At 37.9% G+C, this 21,394-nt stretch carries 22 protein-coding genes; all 22 read right to left on the minus strand.

The genetic code is table 11. The features are described 5' to 3' along the window. Window position 1: 1 nt before the first annotated feature. The 22 genes from HMPREF1135_RS06580 to HMPREF1135_RS06685 all read right to left on the minus strand — a co-directional run bounded on the left by HMPREF1135_RS06580 (window position 2) and on the right by HMPREF1135_RS06685 (window position 21,095). On the minus strand, window positions 2–1,570 hold the full coding sequence (locus tag HMPREF1135_RS06580; protein ID WP_007593384.1) for a CoA transferase: 1,569 nt from the start codon (window positions 1,568–1,570) through the stop codon (window positions 2–4). 12 nt (window positions 1,571–1,582) lie between these two features. Beyond that, window positions 1,583–2,038, minus strand: a complete 456-nt coding sequence (locus HMPREF1135_RS06585; RefSeq protein WP_007593385.1) for a hypothetical protein — start codon at window positions 2,036–2,038, stop codon at window positions 1,583–1,585. Window positions 2,039–2,101: 63 nt separating this feature from the next. Further along, entirely contained in the window at window positions 2,102–3,358 is a 1,257-nt protein-coding gene (locus HMPREF1135_RS06590; protein ID WP_007593386.1) for a Zn-dependent hydrolase, read from the minus strand. A gap of 91 nt (window positions 3,359–3,449) precedes the next feature. Then, a complete protein-coding gene (hydA, locus tag HMPREF1135_RS06595) occupies window positions 3,450–4,820 on the minus strand; it encodes a dihydropyrimidinase (protein ID WP_007593387.1) in 1,371 nt (456 codons plus the stop codon). Between the two features lie 20 nt (window positions 4,821–4,840). Next, on the minus strand, window positions 4,841–6,103 hold the full coding sequence (gene preA, locus HMPREF1135_RS06600; RefSeq protein ID WP_007593388.1) for an NAD-dependent dihydropyrimidine dehydrogenase subunit PreA: 1,263 nt from the start codon (window positions 6,101–6,103) through the stop codon (window positions 4,841–4,843). A 10-nt stretch (window positions 6,104–6,113) separates the two neighbouring features. After that, window positions 6,114–7,322 carry an FAD-dependent oxidoreductase gene (locus HMPREF1135_RS06605; RefSeq protein WP_007593389.1) on the minus strand — a complete coding sequence of 403 codons (1,209 nt, stop codon included), beginning with the start codon at window positions 7,320–7,322 and terminating at the stop codon, window positions 6,114–6,116. Window positions 7,323–7,347: 25 nt separating this feature from the next. Then, window positions 7,348–7,857 (minus strand): DUF1097 domain-containing protein, encoded by a 510-nt coding sequence (locus tag HMPREF1135_RS06610; RefSeq protein ID WP_007593390.1) that lies wholly within the window; start codon window positions 7,855–7,857, stop codon window positions 7,348–7,350. Window positions 7,858–8,263: 406 nt separating this feature from the next. Beyond that, window positions 8,264–9,121: a MerR family transcriptional regulator gene (locus HMPREF1135_RS06615; RefSeq protein WP_007593391.1), complete on the minus strand. Its 858-nt coding sequence runs from the start codon at window positions 9,119–9,121 to the stop codon at window positions 8,264–8,266. A gap of 33 nt (window positions 9,122–9,154) precedes the next feature. Continuing rightward, entirely contained in the window at window positions 9,155–10,108 is a 954-nt protein-coding gene (locus tag HMPREF1135_RS06620; RefSeq protein WP_007593392.1) for an L-lactate dehydrogenase, read from the minus strand. Next, on the minus strand, window positions 10,098–10,853 hold the full coding sequence (gene rlmB, locus HMPREF1135_RS06625) for a 23S rRNA (guanosine(2251)-2'-O)-methyltransferase RlmB (protein ID WP_007593393.1): 756 nt from the start codon (window positions 10,851–10,853) through the stop codon (window positions 10,098–10,100). Before rlmB ends, HMPREF1135_RS06620 begins: the two co-directional genes overlap by 11 nt. Continuing rightward, complete coding sequence (locus HMPREF1135_RS06630; protein ID WP_007593395.1) at window positions 10,850–11,302, minus strand: Mini-ribonuclease 3; 453 nt, start codon at window positions 11,300–11,302, stop codon at window positions 10,850–10,852. The genes rlmB and HMPREF1135_RS06630 overlap by 4 nt, the downstream gene beginning before the upstream one ends. Further along, window positions 11,287–12,696, minus strand: coding sequence for a cysteine--tRNA ligase (cysS, locus tag HMPREF1135_RS06635; protein WP_034242983.1), 1,410 nt, complete (start codon window positions 12,694–12,696; stop codon window positions 11,287–11,289). The genes HMPREF1135_RS06630 and cysS overlap by 16 nt, the downstream gene beginning before the upstream one ends. Before the next feature lie 10 nt (window positions 12,697–12,706). Beyond that, on the minus strand, window positions 12,707–13,249 hold the full coding sequence (gene ispF, locus HMPREF1135_RS06640; protein ID WP_007593399.1) for a 2-C-methyl-D-erythritol 2,4-cyclodiphosphate synthase: 543 nt from the start codon (window positions 13,247–13,249) through the stop codon (window positions 12,707–12,709). Window positions 13,250–13,369: 120 nt separating this feature from the next. Then, window positions 13,370–13,612 (minus strand): HPr family phosphocarrier protein, encoded by a 243-nt coding sequence (locus HMPREF1135_RS06645; RefSeq protein WP_007593401.1) that lies wholly within the window; start codon window positions 13,610–13,612, stop codon window positions 13,370–13,372. Between the two features lie 117 nt (window positions 13,613–13,729). Continuing rightward, entirely contained in the window at window positions 13,730–13,996 is a 267-nt protein-coding gene (locus HMPREF1135_RS06650; RefSeq protein ID WP_007593403.1) for an HPr family phosphocarrier protein, read from the minus strand. Between the two features lie 84 nt (window positions 13,997–14,080). Then, window positions 14,081–14,725 carry an epoxyqueuosine reductase QueH gene (locus HMPREF1135_RS06655; RefSeq protein ID WP_007593404.1) on the minus strand — a complete coding sequence of 215 codons (645 nt, stop codon included), beginning with the start codon at window positions 14,723–14,725 and terminating at the stop codon, window positions 14,081–14,083. Further along, on the minus strand, window positions 14,725–15,966 hold the full coding sequence (gene rpoD / locus HMPREF1135_RS06660) for an RNA polymerase sigma factor RpoD (protein WP_084544505.1): 1,242 nt from the start codon (window positions 15,964–15,966) through the stop codon (window positions 14,725–14,727). Before rpoD ends, HMPREF1135_RS06655 begins: the two co-directional genes overlap by 1 nt. 258 nt (window positions 15,967–16,224) lie before the next feature. Continuing rightward, on the minus strand, window positions 16,225–17,076 hold the full coding sequence (locus HMPREF1135_RS06665) for a MurR/RpiR family transcriptional regulator (RefSeq protein WP_007593408.1): 852 nt from the start codon (window positions 17,074–17,076) through the stop codon (window positions 16,225–16,227). Between the two features lie 22 nt (window positions 17,077–17,098). Then, a complete protein-coding gene (locus HMPREF1135_RS06670) occupies window positions 17,099–17,983 on the minus strand; it encodes a carbohydrate ABC transporter permease (RefSeq protein ID WP_007593410.1) in 885 nt (294 codons plus the stop codon). A gap of 1 nt (window position 17,984) precedes the next feature. Beyond that, on the minus strand, window positions 17,985–18,893 hold the full coding sequence (locus HMPREF1135_RS06675; protein ID WP_007593412.1) for a carbohydrate ABC transporter permease: 909 nt from the start codon (window positions 18,891–18,893) through the stop codon (window positions 17,985–17,987). Between the two features lie 105 nt (window positions 18,894–18,998). After that, a complete protein-coding gene (locus HMPREF1135_RS06680) occupies window positions 18,999–20,360 on the minus strand; it encodes an extracellular solute-binding protein (RefSeq protein WP_007593414.1) in 1,362 nt (453 codons plus the stop codon). A 39-nt stretch (window positions 20,361–20,399) separates the two neighbouring features. Beyond that, window positions 20,400–21,095, minus strand: coding sequence for an N-acetylmannosamine-6-phosphate 2-epimerase (locus HMPREF1135_RS06685; RefSeq protein WP_007593415.1), 696 nt, complete (start codon window positions 21,093–21,095; stop codon window positions 20,400–20,402). Window positions 21,096–21,394: the final 299 nt, after the last annotated feature.

The raw sequence follows: 21,394 nt of genomic DNA on the forward strand, positions 1-21,394 counted from the left end.
ACTAGATTACGCCTTCTTCTTTTAATTGTTTCAATGTTTCATCATCAAAGCCGTAAACCTCTTTATTATGTTGTCCAAGTAGCGGTGCCGGAGCATCTACGCTTCCCGGTGTTTCGCTAAGCTTTATAGGACAACCCTGTATATACATATCACCGATAGTAGGATGCTCAACATGTACCATCATCTCTCTTGCCTTGAAATGTGGATGTTCTATCGCTTCCTTCATATCAAGTATCTGTCCGCAAGGTATTCCTACCTCTTCAAACATACTCTCTACTTCTGCCTTACCTCTTTGCTTTACCCAATCCACAATTATCTCATGTAAACCGTCATTGTAATTTTTAATTCTGAGATCATTGGTTGCAAATTTTTCATTTGTAACAAGGTCCGGTCTGCCTATTACATCACAGAATACCTTGAACAGCTTATCTGTACCTACTCCAAGCGCTATATATCCGTCCTTCGCCTCATATACATTGAATGGTGAAACTGTAGCATCAATATTTCCCTGTCTCTGAGGTATAATTCCCTTAAGGGTTGTATAGATTATTGCATTTTCAAGCAATGTGAATATAGTATCTGCCATAGCCACATCTACCTGCTGACCTTCACCGGTTACATTTCTTCTGTAAAGAGCCATAAGTACACCGACGCAAAGATAAATTCCGGTAACATTGTCGGCTACCGATACACCACATTTTACAGGAGGGGCATCTGTATAACCTGTAAGATTTATCATACCGCCCAAAGCCTGTGCAACGATATCATAGCACGGTCTGTTTGAGAAAGGTCCATACTGTCCAAAACCGCTACCTGAAGCATAAATTATCCTTGGATTTATCTTCTTTAATGTCTCATAGTCAACTTGTAATTTCTTTGTTACTCCGACTCTGAAGTTTTCTACCACCACATCAGCCTCTCTGACAAGGTCATAGAAAATCTCTCTTCCTTTTTCAGTCTTTAAGTTAAGAGTAACTCCCTTTTTGTTTCTGTTTATAAATGCATAAAATCCGCTCTCACCGCTATTGTCATCCATTGGAGGCCAATATCTTGACTGATCACCTGTAAGAGGCTCTATCTTTATAACCTCAGCACCGTTGTCTGCTAAAAGTGCGGTACAGAAAGGACCGTTATATGCATGTGTAAGGTCAAGAACTTTCAACCCCTCAAGCGCTTTTGCCTTCTTTTTCTCTTTTTTTTCCGGAATAATATATTCAAAAATACATACGGTTGAAAGAGGAGGATCTTCCAAAACATCTATAGAGCTTTCAAACTCAGGCTCCTCAGGGATAACCGCAACCTTAAAAGAACGTACTTCTATAATTGCTCTACCGTTTTCTTCACCCAAAAGTCTCGCCTTATACTCCATATAATCTCTGGCAAAACATGGCACAAACAATCTTACTTTTCTTACCTTTGCACATCTGCTCTGATTTCCATAAACCTTGGTCATCAATCTGTTTGCGGTATCTTCCATCAAAGTAATAGACCTTGCACCGTTTACAACTCCTCCACCGTAGAAAACATCTCTATCGGACATTCTATATCTTAATGTAACTTCAGTACTCATAATACCCCCTTATTAAAGATCAAGTTCTCTCCAAGGGTCAATAACTTCACCACTTGGCTGATTTCCACGTTGTAATTCTTTCTTTACTACAAGTACTACAGTACCTTCAGTAATCAATTTTGGAGGATCAAAATAATACATATCTCCCGGATTTGCATCTTTGATACCCATTCTGTAAGCAGGTGTTGCAACCTTATATGTACTTATTCTACAGGTTCTTGATGTATTTCCCACCTTTAGCATCTCTGCTCTAAAATTAAGTTGATCACCTACATACGCATCTTCATACAGTTCAACATCTGTATATCCAAGGCACAAAGATTCATCACCGTCATTTAATATCATCAACTCTGTTTCAACATCACCGATAAAATCAAACTGTCTTCCAAACGGTATTTTTCCGTCTACATTATTTGCATCGGCAGTTGTCATATTGTAATTTAATTCCGCTACTTTTCTAACACTCATTTCACACCTCTGTTCTACTGTAATGTTGGGGCCAAAATATTTGACCCCAACACTTAAATCATATTATTGAGCATCACACTTCAATACTGCATTCAAAAGTACACTGGCACCCTTTGTACACTGCTCAACCGGTGTAAACTCCTCTTCGCAATGTGAGTGTCCGTCCTTTGAAGGTACAAATATCATTGTAGTAGGCATCATATAGCTTACAAACTGTGCATCATGTCCTGCACCTGAGTTAATTCTCTGATTTGAATATCCGAGCTCATTTACAGCTTCTGTTACATAACCTACCAGCTTCTCATCATAGTAAACTGTGTCTCGTGACCATGCCCTCTCATAACCTGTAGTACAGCCTACTATTTCCTTCGGCATATTCTTTATTACTTCAACAACCTGCTCTATAACCTTAGGATCCTCATGTCTTGCATCAATCGAGAACTCTACAAAATCAGGAATAACTGTATGTACATTTGGATGACATACTATCTCACCTGTGGTATATACTAGTGCCTTATCAAGCTTATCAAGCTCATCATGAAGATACTGTAAAAGCTTTGCAGCTGCATATAATGCATCTTTTCTATATGGCATAGGAGTTGTTCCTGCATGATCTGACTGTCCGAACGCTTTGATTCTGTAGTTTATCATTCCAAGAACACAGGTAACTATTCCGATATCATTCTTTGCAGCCTCAAGGATAGGTCCCTGCTCAATATGAAGCTCGAACATTGCCTTATAATCCTTAGGATTTAATCTGTTTGCTACATCTCCCTTATAGCCGCTTGCTTCAAGGGCCTCTTTAAATGTCTTATTCTTATCAAGGACTGAAGTTGATGAAAGCATATCCTCATGCTTAAATTTCTTTCCAATCTCTTCAGGTAAGTAATCATTACAGATAACTCCTGATGACATCATAGCCGGTGGATATAAAGATCCTTCCTCATTTGTCCAAATCATTGCTACGAGATTGTGCTTATGAGGTATCTTTTGCTCTGCAACAGACTCCAAGACCTCCATAGCTCCCATTACACCTAAAATACCGTCATAGTTTCCACCGTTTCTAACCGAATCGGAATGTGAAGCCATAACAATTGCAGGTAATGTAGGATCGCTGCCCTCTAATGTTGCATACATATTTGCCATATCATCGGTCTTTATTTTTGCACCTATAGCTTCCATTCTTCTTTTGAATTCAGCTCTTGCCATAAGATTTTCTTTTGAAAGAGAATATCTTGTGATACCGCCATGTCCTGCATCACCAAACTGACTCATGGTCTTGATTTTATCTGCCATTCTATCTTCGCTACACTTATACATATTACCCCCTATTAAAACAACATATTATTTAAAATCGTACTGCCACTACCTATATATAAAGCAGTGACAGTAAAATACAATCATTAATACTTTAACTTCTAGGTACTCTCTTTACGAATCTACCCATTCCAGGCTTTCCTACGAAATCTCCGTTATCATAGACAAGCTGTCCTCTAAGAAATGTCTTTACAGGATATCCATGAAGCTTCTTTCCTTCCCATATGGTATGGTCATAGTCGGAATGCATATTATTTACACTTATTGTAAAATACTTATCTCTGTCATAAATAACTATATCCGCATCATTCCCTACTCTGACTCCGCCCTTCTTATCACATCCGAATATTCTTGCCGGATTTGTTGAGCAAAGAGCTACCGCCTGTGAGAAAGTGATTTTGCCTGAATTAGCTGCATCAAGCATATATGGATACATATTTTCTACACCTGCACATCCGTTTGGAATCTTTGTAAAGTCGTCAATTCCCCAATCCTTTTCATAACTCTGGAACGGACAATGATCGGTCGCAACAACATCAACCTGATTTTTCTTTATAGCTTCCCAAAGAGCCTGTCTGCTTTCCTCGCCCTTTATAGGAGGTGAACATACAAAGTTTCTTCCGTCCTCTCTCTTATATACCTCGCATGTAAACTCAAGGTACTGTGGACAGGTCTCCACATAAATAGGTACGCCCTCTTTCTTGCCTTCTATACATGCCTCAAGGCCTTCCTTGTCAGCCATATGAACAATGTATAGCGGTGCATCCAAATGCTTACACCAATGCAAAGCTCTTCTGTCGGCTTCAGCCTCAACAAACTCCTGACGTGCCAGATAGTGATACCAAGGACTTAAGTTTCCTTCTTTTTTAAACTTAGCTTCAAAATAATCTATCATATCGGAATTCTCTGCATGAACATTTACCAATGCTCCAAGTTCCTTCGCTCTGAGAAGCAAAGTCGCAAACATTCCGTCATCTACCATCATTCCGGCTTTTTTGTATACCATGAAGCATTTGTAAGAAGTAATACCTTCTTTAACGGCTTCTTCCATCTCTTCAAGTATCTGACCGTCATTAAAGTCTGTAATTATACAATGAGATGCCCAGTCTACACAGGCTTCTTTTTCAAGAATGGCTTTTTTGGAATTTACCAAATCCATAATAGTGCCACCTTTTCTCTGAACCGGATAGTCAAATATTGTAGTAACACCTCCACAGGCTGCAGCTCTGGTACCTGAAAGGTAACTGTCTGCAGATATTGTTCCTCCGAAAGGCATAGCCAGATGAGTATGTACATCCAATGCTCCCGGAAGCACAAGCTTTCCTGTAGCATCCACTACTTCCTTTGCATCCATGTCAAGATTCATTCCCATCTCAACAATCTTACCGTCTTTTACACCCACGTCACACGGGAACATATCCGTTGCCGTAACTACAGTTCCACCCTTAATAATTAAATCTAACATAGATCAACCCCCCTGATATATTATAGATAACTATTAGTTTCCTTTAAATTTATGGTATGATTATCATTCTTATCTTTATAAACGAGTTTACCCGGCTGTATACAATGCATTACCGGACAAACATTTAAGCAGAGATGACATCCTACACATTTATCTTCATTTATTGTAGGTACTCTGGTTGCATAGTCATATTCAATAGCCTGATGTGCCGCATCAAAGCATGATACATAACATCTTCCACATCCGACACATTTTTCTTTATCAATCTGAACCAGAATCTTATATGATCTGTCCAAATCATCAGCTCCCACAATATTTCCTACAGCAGTGCCCACTATATCCTGAAGTTTATTGATTCCGTAATCATTCATATAATGTGACATACCGCTTATCATATCTTCAACAATTCTATATCCATATTGCATTACTGCAGTTGTTACCTGAAGATTTGATGCACCTAACATCAAGAATTCAAGACAATCTCTCCAAGTCTCTATACCGCCCATTCCTGTTATAGGAACTTTACTTACAATAGGATCATGCATTAAATCCGATATAAATCTAAGTGCAATAGGTTTTACCGCCGCTCCGGAATATCCTGATATTGCAGATTTTCCGTTGACAACCGGCATTCCTGTTCTTAAGTTTATATCAAGATTTGTAATAGATTTTACTGTATTGATTGCAGCTATTCCTTTTGCACCGCCTTCTATAGCAGCTCTTGCAGGAATCTCCATATTTCCAAGATTCGGTGTCATCTTTGCTATTATCGGCAATTTAGTACTTGAAGAAGCCACTTCACAATAATGTTTTACCAAATCAGGATTTTGTCCTACATCAGAACCCATAGTGGATGATGTCATCTGTGGACATGAGAAATTACACTCAATCATATCCGCTCCGGCCTTTTCAGACTCTTTTGCAAGTATTGCCCACTCGTCATCAGTTGCGCCCATGATACTTGAAACTATTACTTTATTCGGAAAATCCTTCTTTAGTTGCCTAATAAACTCAAAGTTTACTTCATTCGGCTTATCTGAAGTCATCTCCATATTCTTAAATCCGGTCCAAGGTGTTCCCTCTTTTGAAGCTATATCAAATCTTGGAGAACATTCATTTGGTATAAAAACACTTATTGTTTTATAAAAAATACCACCCCAACCGGCTCTCAGTGCCTTAGCACACATCTCGTAATTACTGCCTACAGGTGAAGAAGATAGAAAAAAAGGATTCTCACAATCAACACCCAAAAAATTTATTGATAAATCTTTTTTCAAAGCCATATTAATCTCCTCACCTTATATAATCTAATATCTGGTAAGCCGCTTCTTTTCCTTCATGAACAGACTCTACCACTGTTATACCGACACCATGTAATGCGTCACCGCCGGTGAATACTCCATCACCTGCCATAAGTCCTTTATAATCCTCTACCTGGTCCTGGCCTATAGCAAAGATAACCATATCTGCCTTAAGTGTCATCTCATTATCGTCCTTCATTCCCTTTGCAACAAGAGCCGTTACATGACCGTTTTCCCCACAGATCTTTTCAGGCGCAAATCCTGTATAAATAGGAATTCCCATATCTCTTACAAAAGAAATCTCTTCAATATTTGCAGGTGCTTCTTCTATAGTTCTTCTATAGCAGATACATGTTTTCTCAGCACCCAATTGTCTTGCGGTTGTAGCACAATCCATCGCTACATCACCACCACCGATTACAATTACTCTCTCCGGAAGCTCTTTTGTCTCACCGGTTCTTGCTTTAAACAAGAAATCAATAGCCGATTCAACGCCCTTAAGCTCGCTTCCTTCTACTGCAACCTTCTTTGAATCCCAAAGTCCGACTCCGACAAATACGGCGTCATACTCACTCTTTAGCTTAGGAATATCTTCAAATTTTATTTCCTTATTAAATTCAAACTTTACTCCCAGCTCTTTTATAAGTTCTATATCAAAATCCACAACTCTGTCGGGAAGTCTTGTAGGTGTAATACCATATCTCAAAACTCCACCGGCCTTAGCCTGCTTTTCAAAAACAGTTGTATCCACTCCTGCAAGTGCAAGCTCTCTTGCGCAAGCAAGTGATGCAGGTCCGGCACCTATCAATGCAACTTTTTTTCCGATTTTATTTCCCGCACTGACAAATTTTGCCGACATAGCCTGCTCTTCTTCAACCAGATATCTTTGTATTTTACCAATCTGAATCGGCTTATCTATTCCACATCTGCTACACTCTTCTTCACACATTCTGTCATAAGGACATACCCAAGCACATGAACCACCTAACGGATTATTTTCTCTTATTGTTTCCGCAGCACCTTTTATGTTCTTAAATCTCAGTGAGCGAATGAACTTAGCCGGATCTGTCCCTGCAGGACATCCCTTAGAACAAGGTGCATCTTCACATAGAAGACACCTGGATGCTTCCTCCATGGCAAGTCTGTAATTAAAGCCTTCCGACTTCTCCATGCCATATGCCAATTTTAAAATTTTGCTCATATTAAAACCCCTTACTTTTTGATTCTTAATCCTCTAAAAATTTAGCTATGACCCAGTCTTTTTTATCGGTCTTCTTGAAAAACTTTGCTAAAATAAATCTTCCCAGATAATCTGATGCGAGCCCAACGATATTTCCCAGGATAAAGCAAATAATAAGCATCTTCCAATTACCACCTGATGCAAATGCACTGAAGCCGCCCATAAATGTGCAAGTTGCAAATCTGGTCAAATCACAATGAGTGATATAAATGATAACTCCACTGAAAATTCCTGTTATCAATCCGTTAAACCATAGACTTCCATTTACATTTACACATAGCCAAATTATGGTACATCCTATAAAGATTCCCGCCATATTACTGCATAAAGATCTGATAAAACCGTTTTTACCACAACCGGCTGCATAATAAGATGTACATCCTGCAAAGCCTACCCAAGTTGCTATCAGCGGACCTGCAAACATAGCTGATATATATGTCCATAGACCACATACAATTATGTTTGATATGGTATTTGATATAATAAATCCCGCCATACTGTCCTCCTTTCCTACATATTTTATTTTAAAATGTTAAATAATTAACTATTACTTGTTTAAGAACTTATTTTATTCAATTATTATCTTAGAATATACAGCTATTGTATATTCAAGTTAAATTTTTCTGAATTTAACATATATTTTATATGTATTTCATTTTTGTCTCCTATAAATTTATTACTCAAAGCATAAATTTACATATAATTAATTTAACAAAAAGCAACTATAAGTCTTTTTTTGTGTATATTGCTATTTTTCGAAAGTAATCTTACACAATATCAACTTTGTATTTTTGTTAGTTATGTATATCTCAAAATTTTGTAACCTTATTTATGTAAAACAAAAAAGCCTCCCCTAAGGGGAGACTTTTTACCGGTATATAAATATACTCTTTATTCAATTATTAGTTTCTCGGTTTTACCGGAACTATTATTTTTACTATATGTTGATCTGTATTAGGCAGATCCACCGGTGAAAGCATAAATCTTTCTGTTACAGGTCCATCTACCATCAGATCGTTTTCTTCTATCCATCTTTTCAAAGAAATATATGTATGCACTATATCGCTGTAATCGCCGACATATATAGCATTGGCGGCAAGAAAGTTTCCGAATTTCTTTACTTCAGCATCCTTGATATCATTTTCAACTACAATGGAAAACTCCACCTCACAATCTCTGTGAATAAATTGTCCAAACATCTCAGTATGATAGGATACAAGTATATCACCCTGAATATTCAGATTCCTTTCTTTTGCAGACTCTATAATATCTATCCATTTTTCCAGACTGACTTTTTCGTTCTTATAAGACTGCATCATGGTAGTTTTACCAAATACATATACTTCTCTTTGCTTTTCAAGCTTAAAAGAACTTTCTACATTGTAATTATTACTGTCTTCAAGTATTCTTTGCGCAGATTTAATTTTATTATTTAAAGTAGCAGCTTCTTCATACTTTTTATTGAGCTCAATAATTTCATCTTTTATGGAGTTTTGTTTTTTTGTCACTATAAGTTCTATCTTTTGAATATCATCTTCTTTTAATATATTTCTAACCTCTTCCAGCGAAAAGCCCAAATATCTGAGCCTCTTTATGATAAAAAGCCTTACCATTTGATCATGACTATAATATCTGTAATTATTGTTTTCCTGTCTGATACTTGGAACCATCACATTTATCTTATCATAATATCTTAAAGTCTTTATCGGTATATTACATATTTCAGATACTCTTCCAATAGAATAATATTTATCTTTCAAGTCTATCCTCCAAATGAAACTAAGATGTTTTTTTTATTTCTCTTCCAACTCTTTATACGTAGCTCTAAGCTCCTCACATGATTTTGCAAACTTTGCCTTTTCTTCATCTGTAAGAGAAAATTCAAGTATTCTTTGAATTCCTGCGCTGTTTATAACACATGGAACTCCAACGAATACATCATTTTGTCCATATTCACCACGCAGATTTGCCGATACTGTAAGTACTGAATTCTCATCACCAAGTATTGCCTTTGTAATTCTTGTAAGGCTCATTCCTATACCGTAGTATGTTGCTCTCTTAGCCTCTATTATCTTATAAGCTGCTGTTCTTACATCCTCCTCAATGCGGTCAAGCTCTTCTATATTTAATTTACCCTTTGATTCGGCTATAAGATCTGTAATAGGCTTTGTTGAAAGCATTGCATTTGACCATGGCACAAACTCCGAATCACCATGTTCACCTATAACATAGGCATGCACACTTCTTGGATCTGCCTGTATATAAGATCCGAGAAGATATCTGAGTCTTGCAGAGTCAAGTGCGGTGCCCGAACCTATTACTCTTCTTGGATTAAATCCTGAAAGCTTGTATGTGATCTCTGTCATTATATCTACAGGGTTTGTAGCCACAAGGAATATTCCGTTAAAACCGCTCTCTGTGATAGGATCGATAATGGATTTAAACACTTCCATATTTCTCTTTAAAAGATCTCTTCTGCTCTCTCCAGGTGCCTGAGCTACACCTGCACATATTACGACAATGTCCGCATTTGTACAGTCACTGTAATCTCCTGCCCAGATTCTCATATGTGAGCCTGAAAAAGCCAAGCCATGATTCAAATCCATAGCTTCTCCCTCAGCTCTTAATTTATTTACATCTATAAGAACAAGCTCGTCCACAACATTTTGGTTTAACATGGCATATGCATAGCTCATGCCGACCATACCGCATCCCACAAGAACAACTTTTCTCTTATCACTTTTCATATATTGCTCCTTTCGCAATCCTCTGTCTGACTATCTCATAAGCCAATACACCACAGGCAACAGATGCATTGAGTGAATCAATATCACCGTTCATAGGTATAGAAGCTATGAAATCGCAATTTTTCTTAACACTTTCACTTACTCCGTCTCCCTCATTACCTATTACAAGTCCGATACTTCCCGTCAAATCAATATTATACATCTTTTCGCCGCCCATGTCTGCACAAACAAACCACATTCCTGCATCTTTCAGCTCCTGCATAGTTTTGTTTATATTGGTGACTTTGGCAACAGGTGTATAATTAATTGCTCCTGCAGAAGCTCTTGCCACTACAGCAGTAAGCCCTACGGCTCTGTGTTTAGGTATAATCACTCCATGAGCACCGCTAAGATTGGCTGTTCTTATGATTGCACCCAAATTATGAGGATCCTCTATGCCGTCTAAAATAAATACAAAAGGCGGCTCATTTTTTTGTCTTGCCTTTTCCAGTATATCCTCAACACTTGCGTACTCATATGCCGCAACTATTGCAATAACTCCCTGATGCTTCCCGGTCTCGCTCATTGTGTCAAGCCTGTCTTTGCTCACAAAATTTACATATGTACCATGCTTTTTTGCTTCTCTTAATATTGTAGAAACAGTATAGTCCTTCAAACCGTCCTGCAAGTATAATTTATCAACAGTTTTACCGCTTCTGAAAGCCTCTATTACCACATTTCTGCCTTCAATGGCATTTTCATTCATATATTCTTTACTCCAATATCATTATTTTCCAAAAATCTGTCAAGACCGGTTTTGACAAGTTCAAGCGCTCTGTCAAACTGATTGTCCAGATATAAAAAACCTATAAGGCTTTCAAACCCGGTAGCATATTTATAATCAGTCATACTGGCATTCTTTGCCATGGTATGCGGAGAAGAGTTCCTGCCCCTTTTAAATATGGTGAACTCTTCCTCGCTTAACTCGTCATTTATAAGTTTTATAATCTGTGCCTGTGCTCCCGCTTTTACAAGTGAAGTGGCATCCTTATTAAGTTTATTTACCGGGCGGTTTCCACCGGATACCAAAATGCTTCTTATTATAAGCTCATATACCGCATCACCTATATAAGCCAGTACCAGCGGAGAAAACTCTTTTGCATCCCTTTTTTCTATATTAAAAGGTTTCAGAAGATAATCTAAGATCTCTTCCATTTAACTCCCTCTCTTGTATCTTCAAGTACAATACCTCTGTCAAGAAGATCGTTTCTGATCTTATCTGCAAGTGCAAAATCCTTATTCTTTCTGGCCTGAGTCCTCTGCTCTATCAGATCCTCTATTTCACTGTCAAGGATTTCCGTCTTTCTTTCTGTAATAATTCCAAGTACGTCACAAAGCGGCTCTATTATATTTAAAAGTCCGTTTGCATACTCGAGTGTAGAGTTTTCATTCAATGAAGTATTTGAAAGCTTTATAAGCTCAAATATAGCACTTATCGCATCAGCCGTATTGAAATCATCGTCCATTGCGGCTACAAACTTATCCTTTAACACCTTTGCCATCTCAAGATTTGAGAGCTCTGCATCTGTAATTGGTGAAGAATTATTCTTTTTTTGAACATCCTTTAAATTCTCAACTCCTGTAAGAATTCTCTCCAAACTGTTCTTAGATGCTTCCATAAGCTCTGCAGAGAAGTTGAGTGGACTTCTATAGTGTGCTGAGAGCATAAAAAATCTTAATACCTGAAGATCGTACTTCTCACTGATATCTCTTACTGTAAAGAAATTACCTAAAGACTTACTCATCTTTTTATTGTCAATATTTAAGAACGCATTGTGCATCCAATAATTTGCAAAGCTCTTTCCGCTTGCAGACTCCGACTGAGCTATCTCATTTTCATGATGAGGGAAGATAAGATCCTCACCGCCTCCGTGTATATCTATCTGATCTCCAAGATATTTTTTACTCATAACGGAGCACTCAATATGCCATCCCGGTCTTCCCTTTGACCATGGTGAATCCCAGTAAGGCTCTCCGTCTTTTTTAGGTTTCCAAAGAACAAAGTCATTGCTGTCTTCCTTTCCGTCCTCACCCGTTACCTTAATCTCTCTGAATCCTGACTGAAGTTCATCAATATTCTTATGTGACAGCTTACCGTATCCGTCAAAGCTTTTTACTCTGAAATATACCGTACCGTCCTTTGCCACATATGCATGGCCGTTTTCGATAAGAGTTGATATCATCTCCTCCATGCCGCCTATCTCTTCTGTTGCCAGAGGATTCTTGGTGGCTGGAAGCACATTCATTGCCTCCATATCTTTCTTACATTCATTTATATATCTTGTGGAAATTACAGAGGCATCAACCCCCTCTTCTATCGCCTTATTGATTATCTTATCATCAACATCCGTAAAGTTTGAAACATAATTTACACCATATCCTCTGTATTCAAAATATCTTCTTACCGTATCAAAGAAAATCATCGGTCTGGCATTTCCGATATGTATCAAATTGTAGACCGTAGGTCCGCAGACATACATTCTTACTTTTCCCTCTTCAATAGGCACAAACTCTTCTTTCCTTTTAGAAAGTGTATTAAAAATCTTCATAAAATTCCTTTTATCCTTTACTTGGGCATCCGTTGCAGGCAGTGCAATCCTTTGAATCTGTAGATACATAAAAAGCATCTCTTACCGAATTCAACAGACAAACACTGTGCGCAGATATACCGCTTTCATTTCCTGTAAAGCCAAGCCCCTCTTCAGTGGTTGCCTTTATATTCAATTGGCTCGGTGATATACTCAGTGTATCACATATCACTTCCTTCATCCTATCAATATGAGGAGCAATTTTAGGCTTTTGCGCAATAACAGTCGCATCTATATTTTCTATTATATATGCATTCTCGTCAAGTATATTAGCAACTTTTTTCAAAAGTACAACACTGCTTACATCCTTATATTCCGCTTTTGTATCTGGAAAATGTTTTCCTATATCTCCAAGTCCTGCAGCTCCAAGTAAAGAGTCCATTATCGCATGTAAAAGTACATCCGCATCCGAATGCCCGAGAAGTCCCAGAGTATGCTCTATCTCCACTCCTCCTATTATAAGCTTTCTGCCTTCTACAAGTCTGTGAACATCATATCCATGTCCTATTCTCATAATTACCTTTCCGTCTCTTCTATATGAAAAAACAGGCAAGTCAAAGACCTGCCTGTATGTTAAACAACTACCGGTCAAGCCGGCTTATTTTAAACCATTTATGATATATCATAAATATGCTTAAGCTATTTTTTCGATTCCCTTCATATGTTCATCTAAAAAAGCTTCCAATTCTTCGTTCTCGCCTGAATATCTGACTGTCAAAACATGTCTAAGATCCATGCTCAGCACTCCTATAATAGATTTTGCGTCAATCATAATACTGTTATCATATAAATCCACATCAAAATCACACTCGGTAGCAACTTTAACAAAGTTCTTAGCGTCTTCAACCGACAGAAGGCGGATTTTTCTTTCTTTCATATCTATACCTCATTTTATAACATCGTATTTTGCACAATACAAAATACATTGCATTATTTAACCACCAAATATAGGCATTTGTCAAGTATGATATGTTACAAATAGAAAAATTATTTATTATTTTTCACCAAGGCCTGACTCGATAGCCTCTACCAAAGTCTTCATTGCTTCCTCTTCGTCATCACCTTCAACTATCAGATTTACCTCTGTACCTGACTTGATACCTGCAGCCATAACATTAAGCACGCTCTTTGCAACTATCTTCTTCTCACCGTACTCAATTATTATATCTGATTTAAACTTCATTGCTGTCTGTGACAGAACTCCTGCCGGACGTAGGTGCAAACCTGAAGGATTCTTGATAGTAATTTTTCTACTTAACATAATAATCTTCCTTTCATATTTCAAGATCTTTTGATCATTGATATAAACATTACCTATTAATTATAAATCAAAGTATACCAATCGTCAAACGATATTCTCTCTTGCCTTGGCTCTTTCAATCGACTCTCGTTTTGAAAATGAGCATCCACAATAATCCTGCCTGTAAAGCTCATGTTCCTTAGACAAATCCACAGATCTCTTATATCCGTTTTTCTTCTTAAAATTGCTCGGCAAATACTTTACATTATATTCTTTAGCCACCTCTTCGCCTATTTCACAAAGTTTTTCGGCATTCTTCATAGGTGAAATGGTAAGAGAAGTTGTAAAATAGTCAAAACCGTAATCTGATGCCGCTTTTGCAGCCTCATGCAGTCTTAGCTCAAAGCAGATATCACATCTTTTTCCGCCCTCTTTTTCATTTTCATATCCCTTTATTCTGCTGTGAAAAATGCTCGGATCATAATCTCCTTCGATGAATTTTACCTCTGAAGTAAAATCCATCTCTTCTATCAGTCTCTTTGCTTCTTCCACCCTGAGCTTATATTCCTTGGTATCATCAATATTCGGATTGTAAAAAAACACAGTCAAATCAAAATGCTTTTCCAAATATTCCATACAATATGATGAACACGGTCCGCAGCAGGCATGAAGAAGAAGCCTTGGGCGATTGCCCAAAGCTTCCTCTTTCTTTATAATATCTTCCAATTCTTTTTGTAAATTTCTCTTCATCACGCCAAAAAGTCCCTGATTCTCTTTGATCTGACAGGATTTCTGAGCTTTCTCAAAGCCTTAGCCTCAATCTGTCTTATTCTCTCTCTTGTTACCTTGAACTCTTTTCCTACTTCCTCCAAGGTTCTAGGATGTCCATCCTCAAGACCGAATCTAAGCACAATAACCTGTCTTTCTCTTTCTTTCAAGTCACCAAGCAATGTATCGATATGCTCTCTGAGCATTACCGATTCAACATTTCCCTCAGGTGTCAAAACATTTGCATCTGCAACAAAATCTCCAAGGTTTGAATCATCTTCCTCACCTATAGGAGTCTCCAAAGATGCCGGCTCTCTTGCAATCTGCATTATTTCCATGACCTTTTCTTCAGTCATATCAAGTGCATTTGCAAGTTCTGTAACACTTGGCTCATAACCCAGTTCCAAAGTAAGTTTTCTTTGCATTTTGCTCATCTTGTTTATGGTCTCTACCATATGTACCGGAACTCTTATGGTTCTTGCCTGATCTGCAAGTGCTCTTGTTACAGACTGTCTGATCCACCATGTAGCATATGTTGAAAGCTTAAAGCCCTTTGTGTAGTCAAACTTCTCTACACCTTTTATAAGGCCTAAATTACCCTCCTGTACCAAGTCAAGGAAACTCATTCCTCTTCCTGTATATCTCTTTGCAATACTTACAACCAAACGAAGGTTAGCTTCTATAAGACGCTGCTTTGCGTATTCATCGCCATCCTGTTTTCTTTTCGCCAATTCAAGCTCCTCATTTGCTGTCAAGAGAGGTACAGTACCTATTTCTTTAAGATACATTCTTACAGGGTCTTCAGTACCTACACCTTCAAGCAGGTCAATCGCACTGAGATCTATGTCCTCTTCAGAGTCCTTGTCAAACTCATCATCATCGTCTAAGAGTAGTGAGTCATCATCTACAATACTGTCTATATTATCAATATTGTCAATATCAATATTAATATCATCCGAGATGTTTTCATTGATCTCAATACCCTTGTTCTCAAGGTAAGAATAAATCTGCTCTACGCTGTCGGCATTCAGCTCCGTACCCGCAAAAAAATCATTTATCTCACCTATATTAAGTTTCATGTCAGAAGCCATGCCCTTATTTACAAGTTCCTCCAGTTTCTGTAAGAACTCCTGCGGTGACATCTTTTTCTTATTTGCACTTTCACTGCCTTTTGATGCCTTACTTCCTGTAGTATTTCGGTTTTCTTTAGCCACTAAGATCATCCCTTCACAAATAGATGCCGATAATTGACATATCTATTTTTATTTTATCTGCAAACAATCTGAAATAAATGCACGTTCTTAAAATGAATATAAGTAGCCATTGTATTTACTTCTATCATTTGCATTGACATTATAATGCTTTTAATATATTTTTTCAAGCGGATATTTATACAGTAAAATTGAAAATAATATCAAAAGAGCCTGTAAATTACTTTGTCGAGTATAATACAAGCTCTTTACCGAATTTTCATATAATAATTATCTGGTCGGTCTTGACAGATAAAATCTTCTGTCATCTTCTTTCTTATTTAAAGTAGTAACGGTATCCTCCAAGATTGCACTCTTAAAAACAGGATCGATATTTATGTACTCACTGTATATAAGGTCAAGTACAAGTAACATCGGAAACTGTGGAGAAATAAGATTTCCGTTCTCCAGATATTCAAGTGAAGCCACCAATACAACCTCATCACAGAATTCATGTAAATGAGGGTTGTCCGCCGCTGTGAAAAATACGGTCTTCTTGCCTCTGTCATGTGCATGCTTTAAAAGGAAAATAATATCCTCAGTCTTACCGCTTATACTGAATGCGACCACTGTATCTCCGTCTTTTAAAAATACCGACTGCATTCTTATTCTGTCTGAATCCGTAAGAGAGTCTATATCAAGTCCCACTCTCACAAAACGGCTCTCCATTTCACTTGCCGCATATCCTGAACTTCCCTTACCTACAGCTATGACCTTCTTTGAATTTACAAGCATCTTCACTATTCTTTGTACCTGATCGTTATCAAGCAGTGAATATGCCTTATTCAAAAGATCCTGATATGTATTAAATACATTTTGTGTAGTGCTGTTACCGTTCGGCTTTTTCACTCTTGCACTGTCCAGGTAGGCAAATATAAATTCTCTGAAACCTACAAAGCCGCACTTTTTTGCAAATCTTGAAATAGATGCCTGTGATACATAGAGCTGTTCGGCCACATTCTGGATATTTATATCCATATTTGCATCACATTGTAAAAAATAATCCGCTATCTTTTTTTCAGTATTTGTAAAAAGCGTATATTTTGATTCTATTATCGGAATCACTGATTTTTCGTATATCATTTTCCCCTCTTTCCGCTACTTACTAACCCTTTACAGCACCCAGAGTAATACCTTTTGTAAAGTATTTTTGAAGTGCAATAAACACTATCAGTATAGGTGCTGCGGCCAGTGTAGCTCCCGCCATTATAAGTCCGAAATCTGTCGAGTTTTCTGCTTGTAGTTTAGCAATTCCGAGAGAAATTGTCAAATTAGAAGTAGAACTTAGCATAATAAGTTGCATGAAATAATCATTCCAGCTGTTAATAAATGTGAATATTGCCAAAGCACCCACTCCCGGCTTTACCATCTGGAAAACTATATCAGTAAATGTTTTAAATTCACTTGCACCGTCAATTCTTGCAGCTTCAAGCATTTCTGTAGGTATACCCTCGGAGAACTGCTTCATAAGGAATACACCGAAAGGCCATCCTACGGTAGGAAGTATAACCGCCCATATAGTGTTATAAAGCTTAAGTGCGGACATCTCTCTGATAAGAGGTATCAGAATAACCTGCTTAGGCAATGCCATAGCACATACTATAAGTGTAAAAAGTATAATTCTTCCGTGAAATCTCTTTTTTGCAAGTGCATATCCCGCCATAGATGCTGTAAGGCATGTAAGTACCATGGCCATAACCGCCATAAATACCGTATTTATCATCCATCTTACTGCCGCAGGCGCCATAGGTCCCTTTATGAATCCCAATTCAAATATAGGTGCCGTCTGTCTTGAGAACAGCTTTTTAAAGTTATCAAGTACCAGCTCCTTAGGTATCCAATCAGGTACCGGTGAATTTATTGAAACAGGTGTTTTAAATGCACCTGTAACTATCCAATACAGTGGAAAAACAAAGCAAAACGCCAAAGCTATCAGTACAATTATCGATACAACAGTATACAGTTTTTTTAGTGTATTTGAAGTTTTCATATTATCTCTCCTTTGCCACTCTAAACTGAATTGCAGACAATACCGCTATAAATATTGCAAGTACCACGCCCATTGCATTTCCGTATCCGTATCTGAACATCTTAAATGCCATATAATAGATATAATACATTACAGTATCTGTTGAATGATTCGGTCCGCCTGATGTTAAAAGCTGTATAAGAGCGAAACACTGGAAACTGTTAATAGTTGTTATAACAAGAATATATAATGTTGTAGGCATAATCTGCGGCCATTTGATTTTCCAGAATAATTGCAACTCATTTGCTCCGTCCACCTGTGCGGCCTCAACCAATGAATTATCCACATTTCCAAGTGCGGATACATATAATACTATAGGCTGACCTACAGATGTGGTAAGCAGGATAAGTATGATACATGCCAGAGCAAATCTCTCGTCTCCAAGCCAGTTGATATTTGTTTTTAAAACACCTGTACCTTTTCCGATATAATTGAAGATACCGTAATAATTATTGTACATCCACTTCCAAACCACTGTAACGGCTACCGAACCGGTGACTACAGGGAGATAAAAGATACATCTGAAAACTGAAAGCACTTTATCATTTAGATTGTATATTACGGATGAAACCCACAATGAAAATATACAAACCACAGGAACTGAAACGATAACAATAACAAAGGTATTTTTAAGTGCCTTTAGAAAAATTCCGTCTTGAAACAGTTCTATATAATTTCCAAATCCGATAAATACATCCTTAGCATCCTTGCCCATCGTAGAATCAAAGAAGCTGGTATATATACATATAATCATCGGTATTATTACAAAACCGATAAAGAATACAAGGCTTGGTAATAAAAACATATAAGCTGAAGCGGTTTCTCTTCTTACCAATTCCTTTGACCTAGTTGTATAAACACCCTTTGCCATGTTTCCCCTTTCTAAAAAATGTTGCTAAAGAAACTCTCTAGCAACATTTTATAACATGTTAGATCACCTAACTATTTTTTAAAGATCAGTATTTTACTACTGTTATTATTGAGCTGCTGCCGCGTTTGCGTTAGTTGTAAATGTTGCGACCTCTGTTGCCACATCGCCGCCTGCACCTATTCTCTGAAGCATGTTCCACCACTCTGTACGGGCTGTAGTCCATCCCTTTGTTACCTGATAGTAGTCACCCATTGAAGGCATGAACTTCTCTTCGAAAAGCTTCATTGCATCAGCTGTCTCTGTTCCCTCATATACACCTGTTACAGAAGGTCTTACAGGGAAGAATCCTGAAGCCTTAACGCTTTCCTTAACCTGTGCCTCATCATTACATACGAAGTCGATAAATGTCTTTGCAGCTTCAATCTTACCTGCATCTCCGTTGTCAAAGATTCCATATCCCCAGATACCGCCGCAAAGCTCTGTAACGCCGTCATCACTTGGGAATAACATAGGTATAATCTCATCACCTGCATTTGTCTTTCCTGCAGGGCCGTTATCTGAATTTGTCTGCTGTGATGCATTCCAGCAAAGTGACATTGCCAAAGTACCGTTTCTGAAAAGTGTAATCTCATCACCACCTGCTATAGACGGATCGAAGTTTAAACCTGCCTGATCGACAATTGCCTGTAAAGCTTTCTTGTTCTCTTCAGAATCAACTGTATACTTTGTATGATCCTTATCTGTAAATGTACCTGAGTAAAGATTGTTTACCAAAGCTCTTGTTCCCTGATCTCCACCCTGTGAAACACAGTAGATAGCACCTACATTTTGCTGTCCTGAATCATATACCGCCTGAACAGCCTTAAGGAAGTTGTCTGTTGTCCATGTATGTGTATCCAAATCAAGATACTGTAATGCATCAGCCTTCTCAAACATTGTCTTGTTTATAGCCATACAATGTGCAACCATGAATGCAGGATACTCATAAAACTCACCTGTAGGACTCTTACATGCAGCCTTTACAGGATCATAGATATCTGATGCCGCATCCTTCTCAAACATATCCTTTAAATCAACCATGAGTCCCTTTGCACCCCAGTTTGCTACAAGTCTCTCAGGTCCTTCAAGTACGATATCCGGTGCCTGCTTTCCTTCTATAGCTGTGTTGATCTGGTCATCACCGTTTTGATAGTCAAGATACTCTACAGTTACCTTAATGTTTGGATACTTCTCATTGAACTTTTTGATAATTCCGTCAACTGTTGCAGAGTCTCCCCATTTTCCTACAGGATATGTCCAAAGTGATACCTCGGCAGTATCTCCTGCCGCTTCACTTGCTCCCTCCTGCTTTGTATCCGCCTTTGAATCAGCCGCTGCACTTGTTTGATCTGCCGCTTTTCCTCCTCCACATGCCGCGAGCATACCCGCCGCTGTAAGTGTCAAACCTGTTAACAATAATTTCTTCATATTTCCTCCTTAATGAGTCTTACACTCAAGATTATTCCTTTACACAACCTGTTCAAGCGCCTTTGAAAATTCTTTTGTTATAAGTTGCGGTCTGGTAATAATTGAACCTACAACCACACTGAACGCTCCAAGTTCTATTACTCTCCTACATTTCTCAGGTGTATTGATATTACCCTCAGCTATTACCTTATGTTTTACTTTAGCGAGGATATTTCTCAATATCTCAAAATCGTTCTCCTCAATCCTTAGCCCTTCACTCTCCTTTGTATATCCGACCATAGTAGTACCGATGAAGTCAAAACCTAATTCATCCGCAAAGATTGCTTCCTCTTCTGTAGAACAATCCGCCATAAACAGCTTATCCGGATACTTTGCTCTAACTTCTCCAAAGAACTCCTTTAAGCTTTTCTTATTCGGTCTGAGTCTGTTCGTCGCATCCAGTGCTATTATATCAACTCCCGCTTCTACCAAAGCATCTACCTCGTCCATTGTAGGTGTGATATAAATCTCACTGTCATCATAATCTTTTTTAATTATTCCGATTATCGGCAAATCCACCTGTTTTTGTATCTCCTTGATATCCACAACAGTGTTTGCTCTGATGCCGCAAGCTCCGCCCATCTTTGCCGCGAGAGCCATTCTCCCCATAATGAAGTCTGAATGTAACGGTTCATTTTCCAGCGCCTGGCATGAAACAATCAGTTTCCCTTTTAGGTTTTTGATTCTGTCATTCATTTTTACTACCTCCATCTGAAAGTATCTTACCATTTGTGAAAATAAATTTCAATACTTCTATTGTATTCTGTTTCTACTTTCTGGCACTTGCCAAGCTGTTATTAAAAGTAAACATTTTAAATTGTATTTATTTGTGCACAAAGTACTAATATGCATATTTATCCCACACTTTCAGGATTGAAAAATTAAAGCCCCCTTTTCTATTAAATCCCCATTTTTCACTAAAAAAGAGATACGAGTCTCCCCATATCTCTTCATTTATTAAAAACTATTCAAGGCAGTGAAAATATAAGTAAAAC

Origin of the sequence: Lachnoanaerobaculum sp. OBRC5-5 (assembly GCF_000296385.1) — a bacterium.
Taxonomy (GTDB): Bacteria; Bacillota; Clostridia; order Lachnospirales; family Lachnospiraceae; genus Lachnoanaerobaculum.

Bases quoted from the DNA above. Each gene is read 5' to 3' on its own strand.
- HMPREF1135_RS06580 (WP_007593384.1), bottom strand. From the start codon at position 1,570: ATGAGTACTGAAGTTACATTAAGATATAGAATGTCCGATAGAGATGTT.
- HMPREF1135_RS06585 (WP_007593385.1), bottom strand. From the start codon at position 2,038: ATGAGTGTTAGAAAAGTAGCGGAATTAAATTACAATATGACAACTGCC.
- HMPREF1135_RS06590 (WP_007593386.1), bottom strand. From the start codon at position 3,358: ATGTATAAGTGTAGCGAAGATAGAATGGCAGATAAAATCAAGACCATG.
- hydA (WP_007593387.1), bottom strand. From the start codon at position 4,820: ATGTTAGATTTAATTATTAAGGGTGGAACTGTAGTTACGGCAACGGAT.
- preA (WP_007593388.1), bottom strand. From the start codon at position 6,103: ATGGCTTTGAAAAAAGATTTATCAATAAATTTTTTGGGTGTTGATTGT.
- HMPREF1135_RS06605 (WP_007593389.1), bottom strand. From the start codon at position 7,322: ATGAGCAAAATTTTAAAATTGGCATATGGCATGGAGAAGTCGGAAGGC.
- HMPREF1135_RS06610 (WP_007593390.1), bottom strand. From the start codon at position 7,857: ATGGCGGGATTTATTATATCAAATACCATATCAAACATAATTGTATGT.
- HMPREF1135_RS06620 (WP_007593392.1), bottom strand. From the start codon at position 10,108: ATGAAAAGTGATAAGAGAAAAGTTGTTCTTGTGGGATGCGGTATGGTC.
- rlmB (WP_007593393.1), bottom strand. From the start codon at position 10,853: ATGAATGAAAATGCCATTGAAGGCAGAAATGTGGTAATAGAGGCTTTC.
- HMPREF1135_RS06630 (WP_007593395.1), bottom strand. From the start codon at position 11,302: ATGGAAGAGATCTTAGATTATCTTCTGAAACCTTTTAATATAGAAAAA.
- cysS (WP_034242983.1), bottom strand. From the start codon at position 12,696: ATGAAGATTTTTAATACACTTTCTAAAAGGAAAGAAGAGTTTGTGCCT.
- ispF (WP_007593399.1), bottom strand. From the start codon at position 13,249: ATGAGAATAGGACATGGATATGATGTTCACAGACTTGTAGAAGGCAGA.
- HMPREF1135_RS06645 (WP_007593401.1), bottom strand. From the start codon at position 13,612: ATGAAAGAAAGAAAAATCCGCCTTCTGTCGGTTGAAGACGCTAAGAAC.
- HMPREF1135_RS06650 (WP_007593403.1), bottom strand. From the start codon at position 13,996: ATGTTAAGTAGAAAAATTACTATCAAGAATCCTTCAGGTTTGCACCTA.
- HMPREF1135_RS06655 (WP_007593404.1), bottom strand. From the start codon at position 14,725: ATGAAGAGAAATTTACAAAAAGAATTGGAAGATATTATAAAGAAAGAG.
- rpoD (WP_084544505.1), bottom strand. From the start codon at position 15,966: ATGATCTTAGTGGCTAAAGAAAACCGAAATACTACAGGAAGTAAGGCA.
- HMPREF1135_RS06665 (WP_007593408.1), bottom strand. From the start codon at position 17,076: ATGATATACGAAAAATCAGTGATTCCGATAATAGAATCAAAATATACG.
- HMPREF1135_RS06670 (WP_007593410.1), bottom strand. From the start codon at position 17,983: ATGAAAACTTCAAATACACTAAAAAAACTGTATACTGTTGTATCGATA.
- HMPREF1135_RS06675 (WP_007593412.1), bottom strand. From the start codon at position 18,893: ATGGCAAAGGGTGTTTATACAACTAGGTCAAAGGAATTGGTAAGAAGA.
- HMPREF1135_RS06680 (WP_007593414.1), bottom strand. From the start codon at position 20,360: ATGAAGAAATTATTGTTAACAGGTTTGACACTTACAGCGGCGGGTATG.
- HMPREF1135_RS06685 (WP_007593415.1), bottom strand. From the start codon at position 21,095: ATGAATGACAGAATCAAAAACCTAAAAGGGAAACTGATTGTTTCATGC.